This is a genomic window from Moraxella sp. K02, from assembly GCF_041154755.1.
Lineage (GTDB): Bacteria > Pseudomonadota > Gammaproteobacteria > Pseudomonadales > Moraxellaceae > Faucicola.
In genome coordinates this window covers 979,320-994,304 of the sequence record NZ_AP031590.1, presented here as the reverse complement: position 1 = coordinate 994,304, position 14,985 = coordinate 979,320, and the positions used below count along the sequence as shown (strand labels likewise).

Sequence of the window (14,985 nt, the reverse complement as noted above, 5' to 3'; positions counted from 1 at the left end):
ACATAGTGCTGCCCAGTTAGCCGCCCTATGCTTAAAAGTTTAAAAGTTTAAAAGCAAAAAATTCAAGCGTCTAACTAAATTTTGACTATTATAACCTAAATTTATGAAATAGCTACTCACGCGCCTTTTGCCCCGTGTTGGGTTATTTCAAATTTACTTACCTTTCTTATTTACTTTTTAAAACACTCAAGACAAAAACAGTCAATGCCATTATAGCGCTGAATGCGATGATATAACCAAAGATTGTACATGTCTTATCATTTTAGTAGTATATTTGATTATCTTTGTAATGGAGACCCCTATGTCTTTTGTTAACCAATGGCGTAATGCGAATTTTTTTAGACCATTACATATCACTATAAGCACCTTGAGCGCTATGTGGCTAGGCTTGGGACTTACCGCCTGCCAACCCACCCCTGAGACAACTAACCGAGCCAGCGACGCCCCTTCACCGTCTAACGTACCTGAAGTCATCATTGCCCAAACCCCAGCCAGTATCCCACCTGCCACAGTCGGGTTAAAACGCATGGATTTTCCGGTGTATTTGGCAGGTGTGCCAAGCCTACTGCATCCGATTATTCCATCAGTGCCTATCAATCGCAAAGTTGAAAGCGATGCCAGTGATGCTAAAAAATCACCCGTCAGTTACTTTCAAGAAGTTACTGCGTATGAATTTCAAAGCAGTGTTTACAATATTGTGTTTGAAGGGCTAAAAACCGGGCAAGTACACCGGCTATTTCCACAAGATAATTTTGTGATAAGAGCGGTGCACACGCCATTGGTAGATTTAAGCCAAGATGATAAAACAGCGCAGAAAAAAGCTGCCATCACGCAAACTGCACCTACCCAACCGCAAGCTGCGAAAGAAGCAATCAACCCATTGGCAGTCAAAGTCGGCAATACCTTACTGCTAGGCTATTTTATCTATGAAGTCAAAGAGATAGCTGACGATGATGACAATAAAACCAATCTTGATCAGCAGCTTACCTTGTATTTAAGCGATTTAAATGGCAAAAATTTATTGAAACTCACGCCCAATAATCAATATTTTAAACATTATAAATGGCAGCCTGAGACCAAACGTTTTTACTTCTCAACCCAAGCCGATACCAACGGCGATCGGGTGATTGATGAGAATGATAAATACTTCTATTATTTCATCGATTTTACCAAAAACGCGCAAATAGTCACGGCGTATGATTTTAGTAAGCCAAAAGCATAAAGCTTTGATAAATTGCGCCATTAAGCGCGTTTGAGACGTAACGCATTGAGCACCACAAACAGTGAGCTTAATGACATACCAAACGCAGCCAACCAAGGCGGCACATAGCCTAACGCAGCGGGTATCAGTACGATAAAGTTATACCCGAGTGCCCATTTGAAGTTTTGGGCAATAATGTGATCGGTCTTGAACGCCACCTCACGCGCTTTTGCCACGGCTTGGATTTGACCATTAAGCACCAAGGAGTCACTGGAGACTTGCGCCAAATCTGCTGCCCCTGCCATGGCGGTTGAGATATTGGCAGCGGCAAGTACCGGTGCATCGTTCACCCCATCACCGACCATTTGCACGATGTGTCCCTGCTGCTGCAGCGCTTTTAAATGTTGTACCTTATCATTCGGGGTAAGACCTTTATAAACCGTGTCAATACCAAGCTCGCGCGCTACTTCAAACGCCTGAGCACTTGGGTCACCGGTGAGCATTAGCACCTGCGCGCCTTGTTCTTTAAGATGTTTAATGGTAGCTAAAGCGCCTTCTCGGACTTTATCATGAAAATAAAAATGCGCCAGTGGCTGCCATTTTTTGCTTAGGCTATCTTGTCTTGATAAGGTCACACTGGTGCTGGCTTGGTGCTTGGTGAGATTTGGCAGTAACCCATCGTCTAATCCTGATGGCACTGCAAAACCGTGATGACCTAGACGGTAACTTAGCCCATCAATCGTGGCTTGCAGACCGCCCCCGGGAATGTGCATCAAATCGCTGGTAGCGGGCAAATGCATTTGCCGAGTCATGGTCAATAACGCATGGGCAATAGGGTGACGACTACCCACTTCAAGGCTCGCTGCAATACTTAAAAAATGGTTTTTTGTCTCGTCTTCGTTTTTAGCGTCATCTTCAGTAAAATCCACTGACGGATTTTGTTTAACACCATACGGTACATCCAGCGTTTCAATCGCCATCAAATTGGGTTGACCGTATGTCAATGTACCGGTTTTATCAAACGCCACATGGGTGACTTCAGCGAGTGTGGTAATGGTATGCCCGCGCGTCGCCAAAAACCCCAAGCTTGCTAGTCGATTGGTAGAAACGGTTAATGCGATGGGTGTGGCCAATGATAAGGCACAGGGGCAAGTAGCGACCAATACGGCAACCGTTGCCCAAATGGCATGACTCGGCTCGATAAAATACCATGCCAAAAACACCATACTGGCAATCACCAGTACCCGCGCGACAAACCAGCGTGCCAGTTTGTCTGCTTTTAAGGCGATTTGCGGTTTTTCACTGAGCGAGCGATTCACTAACCTGTCAATCACCCCCATTTGGCTGTCATTGGGTAATGTGGTGATTTGCATCACAAACGGCTGACTGTCATTTTGGCTACCGCCCACAATGCTATCGCCCAAGCGTTTGATGATTAAGTCACTCTCCCCGGTCAATAAACTTTCCGACACCGTGGCACTATCCGACAGCAAAATACCATCACTGATGATACTGCTACCAGCATCAATGCGGACAATATCACCCACTTTTAGCGACTGCGCCGAAACCATTTGCTCATTATCACCCCTATTGGCAGGGTCTATACTAAGTGACTGATAAAAAAGGTCTTTATATTGACTGGCATAGCGCGTCACTTGTGAGACATCCCTATTCTCTATCGCTAACGGCGCTTCATGACCCAGCTTTGCGACCAACACAGGTTCGACGACCACCAAATCATTGGCTAAATTGGCAGCCTTTAGCCTGGCATTGTGCTCGACAAATTTGCCCGCCAATAAGAAAAATATCAGCATACTAACCGAGTCATAATAGGTCTCGCCCGTGTTGGTCAATGTCGCATATAAACTTGCCAAAAAGGTAATGACAATGGCGATACTAATCGGCACATCCATATTGACTTGCCGGGCTTTAATCGCTGACCACGCCGATTGAAAAAATGGCAAGCCTGCAATCAAAAACACAGGAATACTCACAAACAGCGATACCCAGCGTAAAAATTGCCGATCGTTGACGCCGATACCTGAATATTCCCCAAAATATAGCGCCACTGCGAACATCATCGCTTGCATGGCACCCAATGCCGCAATGCCCAATTGAAACAACATACGGCGATTATCTCGCTTGAGCATCGCCTCATGGGTATCTTGCCGATAGGGTTTGGCATCATACCCAATGGCTTGCACATTTGCCAAAATTTGGCTAATCGGCAATTTTTTGTCATCCCATACCACGCGCATCCGTTGATTGGTGAGATTGACTTGGCAAGTGTCCATGCCATCAAGGCGATATAATTGGGTTTCAATCAGCCAACTACAGGCAGCACAGCGCAAATTGCTGATTGACAGCTCAGCAACGCTGTGCCCTTGCTGATGGTAAATAAATTGCGATTTGATATCGTCGTGGTCATACGCTTGCAGCTGATATAACGAATCAGGGAGACTGGCGGTACGATTAATTTCACTGCGGTCAAGATAGTATTGCTCAAGCCCCGCCTCGATGATACTTTGCGAAGCAAGCTGGCAGCCCATACAGCACATCGCCCGCTCTTCACCCAATACATGGGTAAAAAATGGCGGGCTTGGTAGCGGGTCGCCGCAATGAAAACAATGCCCTTCTGCCGGCAACACCAGCTCCACATCTTGATACGTGGTAGTAAATTTGCTATCCGCCTCACTATGCGTACGGCTAGGCGCATCGGTCACAACCGACTGCCCAATATCCGATTGTTTTGCCCCAAATTGGCTATTGTTTGGCATCATCAAACCCCCTAGGGCAAAAACCCTAACTCACCCAAAAATGACTGTTATTGTACTCCAAAACCGTGTATTAAAGTTCAAAAATCCTCTATAAACGTGGCAAAATAGCACGATGTTGACATTGTATTTTGGCGTATTTTGGGTCATGATAAAGCACTTTTTTATACCCTTGATCGTGACGCATTTTTGTATGAATTCAACCGTTATCTCTGCCGCTAAAAATCGCCAAAACTCGCCTAAATTCCAGCATGACTCAAACCAACAAGGGATGTTTATCCTGAGCTTCATCTTTGTGGTGACAGTATTGGGCGGCTTGGTGTTGCTTGGGTTATATCTGGTGCGCCAAGATAATATCATCACCCAAAAATTTGAGGGCAAACGCTGGAACATCCCTGCAAAAGTCTACTCGCAACCATTAACGTTAGCGGTGGGTAATCCCCTTAGCGATGATGAATTGGAAAATTGGTTAAACTTACTCACCTATGCCCCTGACAAAAACTATGACAATGCCGGGACTTATAGCAAAAAAAATGGCGAATACTATATTCATACCCGCGAATTTAAATTTGCCGCCAACGATACTGAGCCATCGCAAATTATTAAGGTCACGCTCAAAGATAACCAAATTGAAAAATTACAAAGTACCCGTCCCAATCCATCGGGTGTGGCGCGGGTTGAGCCAATTTTTATTGGCGGTATCTATCCAGACAACAATGAAGACCGCATCGTTTTAACCATCAATGACTATCCGCAGCCATTAATTGATGCGCTGGTGGCAACAGAAGACCGCAGTTTTTATCAGCATCACGGCGTGTCTATCCGCGGGATAGGACGTGCGATTTATAGCAATTTTATGGGCGGTTCACGCCAAGGCGGCTCCACCATCACCCAGCAACTGGTTAAAAACTTCTATCTCAACTCAGACCGTACTATCAAACGTAAAGCCAATGAAGCGGTGATGGCGATTTTGCTTGAAATGCATTACAGCAAAAGTGAGATTTTGCAAGCCTATATGAATGAGATTAACTTAGGTCAAAATGGCAATCACTCCATTAACGGGTTTGGGCTTGCCTCGCAGTTTTACTTTAACCGCCCGCTAAAAGAGCTTCGACTCGACCAAATGGCGATGCTGGTAGGGCTTGCCAAAGGCCCTACCCAGTACAATCCGCTACGCTACCCCGATGCTGCCCTAAAACGCCGTAACGTGGTACTGAGCAATATGCTAATAACCGGTAAAATCAGCCAACAGCAATATGATGAAGCGGTGCAACAGCCACTGAGCGTGTCTTACAATCCTGTGATTGGTAAAACGCGTTTTCCAGATTATCTCGATGTGGTCAAGCGAGAACTCACCCGTACCTATGATGCCAACGATCTCAAAAACGAAGGCTTAAGAATATTTACCAGTTTTGACCCCAATGTTCAAAAAACCGCGACCAATGCGGTCATTCAAAGCATCAATCAGTTAAAAAAAAGTAATCCCAAACAGCTCACTAATTTGCAAGCCGCCCTAGTTAGCGCCAACCCCAACAACGGTGAACTACTCGCTGTGGTGGGAAGTAGTCGTGATTTTACCGGTTTTAATCGCGCCGTCGATGCCAAGCGCCAAGTTGGCTCTTTACTCAAGCCGATTATTTACTTAACCGCATTTGAGCAGGGTCGTTACAATTTATCAAGTAGTGTCGATGACAGCCCAATTGTGCTAAAAATGACCGATGGTAAGACCTGGACACCCAGCAATTACGGTGGCGGCAGTCATGGTATTATCCCCCTCACCAGCGCTTTAGCCAATTCCTATAACCAAGCCGCAGTGCGTGTGGGCATGGAAGTCGGTATTCCCAATTTTTTAAATCAATTGTACCGTATGGGTATCAGTAGCCCATTGCCCAATTATCCCTCTACCTTGCTTGGCGCGGTAAATCTATCACCCATGGATATGTTGGGGATTTATCAAGTGCTAGCAACAGGTGGCTTGCGTCATGAAATTCATACCATTCGCACGATTATTGATGACCAAGGACGAGTGGTTCAGGGCATGGAACAAAAAAATCAGCAAGTCATCAACCCTACGGCTGCCTATCTCACCAATTATGCGATGCAGCAGGTCATCAAGCAAGGTACTGCCAAAGCGGCGCTGGCGCTCGGTGACAACCTCAATCTTGCAGGTAAAACAGGGACTACCAATGATTATCGCGATGCGTGGTTTGCAGGCTATAGTGGCAATGTGGTCAGCGTTGTTTGGGTCGGTTTAGATGACAATAAACCCACAGGCTTAAGTGGCGGCAATGGCGCTTTGCCGATGTGGATGAATTTTATGAAGCAGCAAAAGCTTACGCCAGTTAATCTCATCGCGCCAGGCAATATCGAATGGCTATGGATGGAAAACGGCAAATCACAATTATCCAATGAAAAATGTCCAAATGCCATCTATGTACCTGTTGATACCGACAATCTACCGCAAGATAGTAGTGAATGCGCGGTACAACTATACCAAAGTGAACAAGAAGCAAGATTTGCCGCCCAGCAACAACAGGCAATGAGTGAGTTTGGACAGAGCCAACAACAGCGCTATGACAATATTGAGCGTAGACAAACCGATGAAGATACCATTGGTAATAACCCACCTGCACCCAATCCCTACCAAAATGAGGCGACTAATACGGGCAATACCCAGACTAACCCTAATAACCCTAATAACCCTAATAATAGCGGCGACCCGACCCATACCAACCAACCACTCAATGCGGCGCCGCGCTCGCAGTCTTGGTTAGAAAAATCGGTCAAAGAAATGTTTTAGAGACGATAACAGGCAAACCTTCTTATTTGTCCTTGCCCTTGCCTTTAGGTGTTTTGGCTTGGGTGCGTCAAGCAATAAATGGGCGTTTTCATTTTTGAGTCACATCGCATTTTTGGCTAAATGCGTTTATACTACCAAGCCAGCGCGCTCGCCTTTTATCGTTTCATTATTCTATTTTTTCATTATTTTATTTGTTATTTTTAAGGACTGTTTATGCCTTGGCAGCAATTACATATTCGATGCGAAAAATCGCAAGCCGAACTGGCGGAAACCTTGATGCTCGAAGCCGATGCGCTCAGTATTAGTTTAGATGATGCGGGTGACCAACCGCTATTTGAACCATTGCCCGGTGAATCGCCACTGTGGGATGATGTGATTGTGACTGGGCTATTTGATGGCGATTGTAATTTGGAAACTTTGAGTCAAGCTATCGCCAATGATGTGGTGGCGACACGCGTGTGGACCAGCCGAGTGGATGACAAAGATTGGGAACGTGAGTGGATGAAGAATTACCATCCCATTGAATGTGCCAATGGACTTTGGATTGTGCCCAAATGGATGTCACCCCCTAACCCCAATGCGATTAACATCATCATGGATCCAGGCTTGGCATTTGGCACAGGTTACCATGCAACCACCCGTCTTTGTATTGATTGGCTAACAGAACAACCTTTGCAAGATAAAGTGGTGATTGACTATGGGTGCGGCTCAGGTATTTTGGGCATTGCGGCGCTTTTGCTAGGGGCAAAACAGGTGTACGCGGTCGATATTGACCCCCAAGCGGTATTGGCCACCCATCAAAATGCCGAGCGCAACAAGGTAGCCGATCAGCTTCAGGCATTTTTACCTGAACAATTTAGTGACTATTGTAAAGAGCAAGCTATTTTGCCCGTGGACTTGATAACCGCCAATATTTTAGCCAAACCACTAATGAGCCTTGCCCCTTATTTTGCGACATTATTGAAATCTCAAGGTAGCATTGTGTTGGCCGGTCTGATTGAAAACCAAGTGGAAGATGTAAAAGCTGCCTATCAGCCTTATTTTGAGATGGATGGCGAATTTACCTTTAGCGCGCAGGAAGATAGACATTGGCATCGCCTCTCGGGTTTTCGCCGCGATTAGGACAAGTCGCGATTCGTATAAAAAGCCTTACAGGGAAGTAAGGTCGTCTTTTCCCCGTCGAAGCATAGTAACAGCCTAGTAACATAGCTAGCAGCCTAGTGAATATAAATTCTAGAAAATTTGTTGACTTTATTTTTTATTCGTCATTAAATGATTTAACACACGACATTATTAAAAATCAAAGACGCAAACTAAAAATGCTAAAAGGGAAGTGATGTTGCGATGAATTTGTACAATGCCAAATGCCCAGACTGCCAACATGCATTTAAAATCAATGATGAACAGTTAGACGTTAGACATGGGTACGTTCGTTGTTCCCATTGCAAAACCACTTTCTCAGCTACTGAACAACTAGAACAAAAAAAATTTGTTAACAACAATCCACTCTCAAGTCAAAACCATCAGATGCCCTCGGTGCTCATTGACGATAAATCTGAGGATATTTTATTTGATGATGAGTCAGGTCTTGATGAAGCTGGTAATCCCATTGTCAATGAACCCGTTAAACCCACCTCACCGTATGCCTTGTCAAAATCTTCGACCACATCAGCCAAAGCTAAATCAACCAGCCAATTAGATGACTTTGAGATTATAGACAATTTTGAGCAACTGCCAAAAGCCAAAGATAGCAAGCCTAAAAAGCCAATCATTGACGATAAGGATGCCGCTGAAGCAATAGAACTCGCCAAAGATAAAGACACTTCAGGCGATGAGAATGCTTGGCTACAAAGTTTAATGGCGCAAGCGGATGATAACGAAGCAATGGACGACTCATCCGCCACCCACACTAAACCCAAGCGAGGCATAAATACTGTGTTTAACACAGATATTTTTGACCAAATTGCGATTGATACGAGTAACGAGCAGCAAGCAGATTTATTAGCGTATCAAAAAAAGATTGATGAGCGCTTGTCGCAACAAGTTTCCTCGCAGCAATCGCTGAATGCAAAATCTTTTAATATGGGCATCGTTTGGGGATTAGGCAGTTTACTATTAATCTTTTTGTTAGCCGCGCAATATATTATTTTTAACATTAACACCTTAATCACGTCAACAACAAACGCCGCCCTGCTATCAACTATTTGCCATAAAATACCCGCCTGTCAATTGCCTCTGGCTGATACCGAGCTTATTGATGTGCAGATGCTAAAGCTTGCGCATTCATCCAAACAAGCGGGGCAGACTGACGTGGTATTTACCCTGACCAATACCACAGACAATAATATTATCTACCCGAGTGTTAAGGTTTCGCTGCGCAATGGCAATACCATACTTGCGCAAACCCTACTCACCCCTAGCCATTATTTGAAAACCGGTAACAATTATTTGATGCCGCATCAAATAAAACCCATCAAATTGCGGATTGATTTTCCAAAAACTAAAGTCCAAGCCGCTAACATTGAGCTGGTTTATTAAATTGTTTTTAGCTTGATTACAGCGTTGCTAATGTCAATCTCATACAGCCCCCACGATTTATCGCAGAATTTTACATATTACAAACAACTTACGCTTGCTATCGCTTTTATAATTGTTTTAGTATAAGTATCAATAACTTTATTATCCGTCCATATATTTAAGTTTTATTTAATCTATCAACTAACGAGTTATTCGATAAATTTGTCAGCAAATTTATTTTGAGAATCTGTTATGCCCAATTCTATTGCTTTACAAAATCGCGCCAAGTATTCCAATATGTCAGATAGCCCATCTAACCCATACACTACCCATACCCCATCGCAAACTTCTCCCAGCGCAAGCTTAGCTCATCATATTGAGCTTGTGGTACGAGAGTATTTCGATAATTTAAAAGAACAACAACCGACCCAGCTTTATGAGCTTATGTTGTCACAATTTGAAAAACCGCTAATCAGTGTCGTCCTTGAACACACCCGTGGCAATCAAACCAAAACCGCAGAGATTTTGGGACTTAATCGCGGTACATTGCGGAAAAAACTCAAAACCTACCAATTATTATAATTGATAAAAATACCCGCTGTTTTATGATAAGATATCCCCATATTTAGGGATTTATAGAGTTGGGGTATGAAAGTCAATCAGTCAGTTCGTCATAACTGACTTTTTGTTTTTTCTGCACCCAGTGTTTTTTTGTCAACGAGTCGAGTCAATTATGAATCAAGCTTATGCATTGCTCTCTGTTTCTGATAAATCGGGTATTGTGGATTTTGCCAAAGGTCTAATCACCCACGGTTTTCGTCTACTATCAACAGGTGGCACCTACAAACTACTCAAACAACATGACTTAGCAGTGACTGAGGTCGCAGAATACACAGGTTTTGCAGAGATGATGGATGGTCGGGTAAAAACCCTACATCCAAAAATTCATGGCGGTATTTTAGGTCGCCGCGGCACTGATGATGCCATTATGCAAGAGCATGGCATCGACCATATTGACATGGTCGTTGTCAATCTCTATCCATTCGCCCAAACCGTTGCCAACCCGAATGTCACCAAAGAAGACGCCATCGAAAACATTGATATTGGTGGACCTACCATGGTGCGTGCCGCGGCAAAAAATCATGACCATGTCAGCATCGTGACAAGCCCCAACGATTATGCAGCCATCTTGGGCGAACTAACAGCAAACGGTCGCATCAGTGATACCACTCGTTTTGATTTAGCGGTAAAAGCATTTGAGCATACAGCACATTATGACGGTATGATTGCCAACTTTTTAGGCAATCGCCTGCAAAGCTTTGAATCGGCTGACCAATTCCCGCGTACTTTTAACGTGCAAATGGACAAAGCGCAAGACTTGCGCTATGGTGAAAACCCGCATCAACAAGCCGCTTTTTATGTGGAAAAAGCCCAGATAAATGGTCAAAAAGAAGCCAGTATTGCCACCGCCAAGCAATTACAAGGTAAAGAACTATCTTACAACAACATCGCAGATACCGATGCGGCGTTAGAATGCGTGAAATCGTTTGATATGCCTGCGTGTGTCATCGTTAAACACGCCAATCCTTGTGGCGTGGCCGTGGATGCCGATTTAACCAATGCTTATCAAAAAGCCTTTGCCACTGACCCAGAATCTGCGTTTGGCGGTATCATCGCCTTTAACCGTGAATTAGATATCAAAACAGCAAAAGCGATTGTGGATCAGCAATTTGTTGAAGTCATCATCGCCCCAAGCATTGCCGATGGCGTACTTGATGTCACATCTGCCAAGAAAAATGTGCGCGTGTTAGTCTGCGGTGAATTACCAAACCCAAGTGAGCGCCAAGCCCAGTTTGATTTCAAACGCGTCACTGGGGGTTTATTGGTGCAAGCGCAAGATTTGGGCTTAATTACTTTAGATGATTTAAAAGTGGTGACAAAAGTACAGCCGACTCAGCAACAATTCGATGATTTGCTATTTACTTGGCAAGTCGCAAAATATGTGAAATCCAACGCGATTGTGTATGCCAGAGATGGGCGTACCATTGGGGTAGGTGCAGGGCAAATGAGCCGTGTCAACTCAGCCCGTATTGCCGCGATTAAAGCTGAGCACGCTGGTCTATCGCCTGTGGGTGCGGTAATGGCATCAGATGCCTTCTTCCCATTTCGTGATGGTATTGACAATGCTGCAGCGGTGGGGATTAAGGCGATTATCCAGCCCGGTGGCTCCATGCGCGATGACGAAACCATCGCCGCAGCCGATGAACATGGCATTGCGATGGTGTTTACCGGTATGCGTCATTTTAGACATTAATTTTTGTTAGGCATCAAAAAGGCGAAACTGATTAGGTTTCGCCTTTTTTAATTGATAACTTTTTTCGTTTGATTGCTTTGTCAATGCTTAAATCTCAGCTTAGGTTTAGATTTTGGCTAAAGTTTGGCAAATATCGAGCATGCGATTGGCGTAGCCCCATTCATTATCATACCAAGCAAACACTTTAAACTGCCGCCCGACACTCATGGTCTGTAAGCTATCAATCACCAATGAATGCACATCATGGATAAAGTCACTGGACACCAATGGCTCATCACTATAATCCATGATACCCAATAAATCTTGTTCACTGGCATGTTTTAACAGCTGATTGATAGCGGTAACATCCGTGGCTTTGTCAAAGGTAAATGTCACATCAATTGCCGCGACATCCATGGTCGGGACGCGAATAGAATACCCATTCACCTTGCCTGCCATATGCGGCATCACCCGATTGACCGCAGCGATACTACTTGATGTGGTTGGGATAATGTTATGCCCAGAAGCCCGTGCACGGCGCAAATCACGGTGCACTTGGTCAAGCACGGTTTGGTCAGCAGTCACCGCATGGATTTCGGTCATCATTGCTGATTCGACGCCATAGGCATGATGCAATACATATAGTAAAGGCACGAGCGCTTGGGTGGTACACGACACACTGGATAAAATCTTTTTATCACGGCTAAGCTCATGGTCATTGACGCCCACTACGATACTGGCATCCACATAATCAAACGGGGCAGCCCCGATCATCACCTGTTTGGCGCCCGCCATAATATGCTGTGACGCCTGTTCATAGCTACGAAAATGACCCGTGCTCTCAAGCACCATATCAATGCCCAGTTTTTCCCAAGGTAATTTGGTGGCAAGGGGCTGCTGTATCAACGCAATTTTTTGCCGAAACTCCCCTTGGCTTAATAGCAAGAAATGCTGTTGTTTTTCACCCAAATCCACTGTTTTTAATTCAATATGGATATCACTGACCGCCGATAATCGGCCGTGGGTACTGTCATATTTGAGCAGATGTAGCAGGGTTGCTGGCTCAGCAATATCATTGATGGCGACGATATTTAACGGCTGTAATTGTGAAGGATTTTGACAAAACCGTTCGATATAAGCACGGAGCACGTTGCGCCCAATACGACCAAAGCCATTAATAGCGATGTTAAAAGGTTTGATAGTGGAAGCATTCAATCAGGGATATTCCTTACTAGACAAGTGCTCAATTGCCATGCGGTTTTAAAAATAACAAGGCAAGTTTCACATCATTATAAGAATAGGCGTTTCTTAACTCTTGGACAATCGCACGAATTTTGATGTTGCCATCGTTATCTTTATCGCGTTTGTCATCACGTTTGGCTATTTTTTGATACGCCTTATCAATCGGTTGTAGCCATTCGTCCTCAGGTCGTAGATGCGCTATGTTGGCGCGGGGAAAATGCTCAGCAATTTTCTCGATATGCCCCATCACGGTTGATTGGGCGAGATTACGGGCTTGCGCAATTTCTGCGATAGTCAAACTTTCATCCAACAAGGCTTTGGTTTCCAGCACCGTGGGAGTGATAACGCCCGCCGCATCATCCGCCAAAGATTGCAGCTGCTGTACAGCATGGCGACGTTTTTCAAGCAGTTTTTGCTGTTGTTTGGCGCGATTTTCATACGCAGCGATTTTTTCTTTATCCAGCGTACCCCGGCATTGAATGATAAATTCACGATGAAGGTCATTGAGCTGTTTTTTACTGCGCGTCAAAAATTCACCTTCTTGCTCTGCACTGATCGCCTGAAATCGCTGATCAGCCCCGCGCGCTAAGGGATCAAGCTGTAAGCTTAATTCATTGACGCCCAGTAATTGTAGTCCAGATAGCTGCTTTAACCGTGATAAAGCCACATAGCCCTGCCCTTTTTCAAAGGTTTTGGATAAATCCACTTCTGCCGCATCCAGCGTCATGCCTTGGCTTTTGTGAATGGTAATCGCCCATGCCAGCGTCAAGGGGATATGATAATAGGCAGCCAGTATTTCGCCGTCTTCATCATCAATACGCCATGAATCATATTCAGCGATGACTTTGCGGCCGTCATTGAGCTCAACCAAGGGATACAGTAACTCCGATAATTTGTCATCAGCCGTGTCTGTCGGGGCAGCATCATCCTCATCCCTATCCTCATCAGTGGGGTGAGTTTGTTGTGATTCACCGCCATTCACTTCATCCAGCAAGTCTGCCATATCGGCTTGTTGTTCTTGTTCGATGGCATCGAGCAAAGCACTTGCATCTGCTGCTAGCGCTTGCTCATCGAGCGGCTCAGATAGGTTTTTTGATGGGCTGTTTGTTGATGGGCTATCGTTTGTTTGTTTATTTGGTTGTTTAAGGGTGGTGGCAACAAAATCAACTACCTTGCCCATGGTGCCATTTGAGACATTGAGCTCGGTGTTGTTTTTGATAAACATCACTTTTGCGCCAAGTTTGAGCACGAGCTCTGGGGTATTGCGTACGGATTTTTTTAGCGTTTCAACCAGCTTTTCATCGCCTTCTCCCCACGCGCGAAAAGTATGCGCCGCTGTGGTAAGTTTGCCAAGTTCCTGCTCATTGATGGCTTGCACGTTGACATTGTGGGTAAACAGTCGGGTACGGTTGTCGGCTAGCACATGCTCAGCCGTAGCGGTCAAAGCAGGCATGATATGGGGGGTAAACTGCTGGCTACGAATCTGATTTAAAATCGTATTCAAATCCAAACCATAATACGTGTTACCTGCCACCGCTGTTTTGTCAGTTTTTTGACGATGCTGCTCGGATAAATAGCAAATTTGAAAATCTGCATCCAGCCAAGCTTGCGCCATAAAGGCAAATTTATCGCGGTTGCTCTCATGGGGCTCACCAATCGGCGGCAACTGAAAAAAATCCCCGGCAACCAATAGCTGTATACCACCAAATGGCAATGTGTTTTCCTTGATGGCTTGTAGCACTTGGTTAATCAGCTCAAATTGCTGTCGATGCAGCATCGAGATTTCATCAATCACCAATACTTTGGTGCGTTCAATGCGCTCCACAACCACCGTGCGTTTTTTGATTCGGGCGATGTCTTTGGCAGTTAACTCATTACTGATACCGATGCCTGCCCAGCTGTGAATGGTCATGCCGTTCATATGGGTGGCAGCAATGCCTGTGCTTGCCGTCACCGCGACCGCTACATCCCTTGCGCGCAGATAATGCAAATACTGATTGATGGTATAGGTCTTGCCCGCCCCTGCTGAGCCTGTTAAAAATACATTTTTACCAGTTTTAAGGATATCAAGGGCGGTGGCTTGTTTCATTAGTTATACAAAGCTTTTATAGATAAAAAAGAAGGGGTTAAAAATGAGCCTACTATAAAGGCAAAGCCG

General features: G+C 44.8%; 9 protein-coding genes. 6 read left to right on the top strand and 3 right to left on the bottom strand.

Going from position 1 to position 14,985, the window contains the following annotated elements; all coding sequences use genetic code 11:
* Positions 1 to 301 precede the first annotated feature (301 nt).
* Positions 302 to 1,222, top strand: a complete 921-nt coding sequence (locus ACAM39_RS04555) for a hypothetical protein (RefSeq protein ID WP_369628371.1) — start codon at positions 302 to 304, stop codon at positions 1,220 to 1,222.
* 20 nt (positions 1,223 to 1,242) lie between these two features.
* Here ACAM39_RS04555 and ACAM39_RS04550 read toward each other — a convergent pair whose 3' ends face one another.
* On the bottom strand, positions 1,243 to 3,981 hold the full coding sequence (locus ACAM39_RS04550) for a heavy metal translocating P-type ATPase (protein WP_369628370.1): 2,739 nt from the start codon (positions 3,979 to 3,981) through the stop codon (positions 1,243 to 1,245).
* A 187-nt stretch (positions 3,982 to 4,168) separates the two neighbouring features.
* Between ACAM39_RS04550 and mrcB the strand changes: the two genes are divergently transcribed.
* The 5 genes from mrcB to purH all read left to right on the top strand — a co-directional run bounded on the left by mrcB (position 4,169) and on the right by purH (position 11,606).
* Positions 4,169 to 6,775 (top strand): penicillin-binding protein 1B, encoded by a 2,607-nt coding sequence (gene mrcB, locus ACAM39_RS04545; RefSeq protein ID WP_369628369.1) that lies wholly within the window; start codon positions 4,169 to 4,171, stop codon positions 6,773 to 6,775.
* A gap of 213 nt (positions 6,776 to 6,988) precedes the next feature.
* Entirely contained in the window at positions 6,989 to 7,897 is a 909-nt protein-coding gene (gene prmA / locus ACAM39_RS04540; protein WP_369628368.1) for a 50S ribosomal protein L11 methyltransferase, read from the top strand.
* 222 nt (positions 7,898 to 8,119) lie between these two features.
* A complete protein-coding gene (locus tag ACAM39_RS04535; RefSeq protein ID WP_369628367.1) occupies positions 8,120 to 9,313 on the top strand; it encodes a DUF3426 domain-containing protein in 1,194 nt (397 codons plus the stop codon).
* A 231-nt stretch (positions 9,314 to 9,544) separates the two neighbouring features.
* Positions 9,545 to 9,874, top strand: a complete 330-nt coding sequence (locus tag ACAM39_RS04530) for a helix-turn-helix domain-containing protein (RefSeq protein ID WP_472828245.1) — start codon at positions 9,545 to 9,547, stop codon at positions 9,872 to 9,874.
* Between the two features lie 151 nt (positions 9,875 to 10,025).
* Entirely contained in the window at positions 10,026 to 11,606 is a 1,581-nt protein-coding gene (gene purH / locus ACAM39_RS04525; RefSeq protein WP_369628366.1) for a bifunctional phosphoribosylaminoimidazolecarboxamide formyltransferase/IMP cyclohydrolase, read from the top strand.
* A 105-nt stretch (positions 11,607 to 11,711) separates the two neighbouring features.
* Here the strand turns inward: purH and ACAM39_RS04520 are convergent, their stop codons facing one another.
* Both ACAM39_RS04520 and ACAM39_RS04515 read right to left on the bottom strand, forming a co-directional pair.
* Positions 11,712 to 12,800 (bottom strand): type I glyceraldehyde-3-phosphate dehydrogenase, encoded by a 1,089-nt coding sequence (locus tag ACAM39_RS04520; RefSeq protein WP_369628365.1) that lies wholly within the window; start codon positions 12,798 to 12,800, stop codon positions 11,712 to 11,714.
* A gap of 28 nt (positions 12,801 to 12,828) precedes the next feature.
* Complete coding sequence (locus ACAM39_RS04515) at positions 12,829 to 14,916, bottom strand: AAA family ATPase (RefSeq protein ID WP_369628364.1); 2,088 nt, start codon at positions 14,914 to 14,916, stop codon at positions 12,829 to 12,831.
* Positions 14,917 to 14,985: the final 69 nt, after the last annotated feature.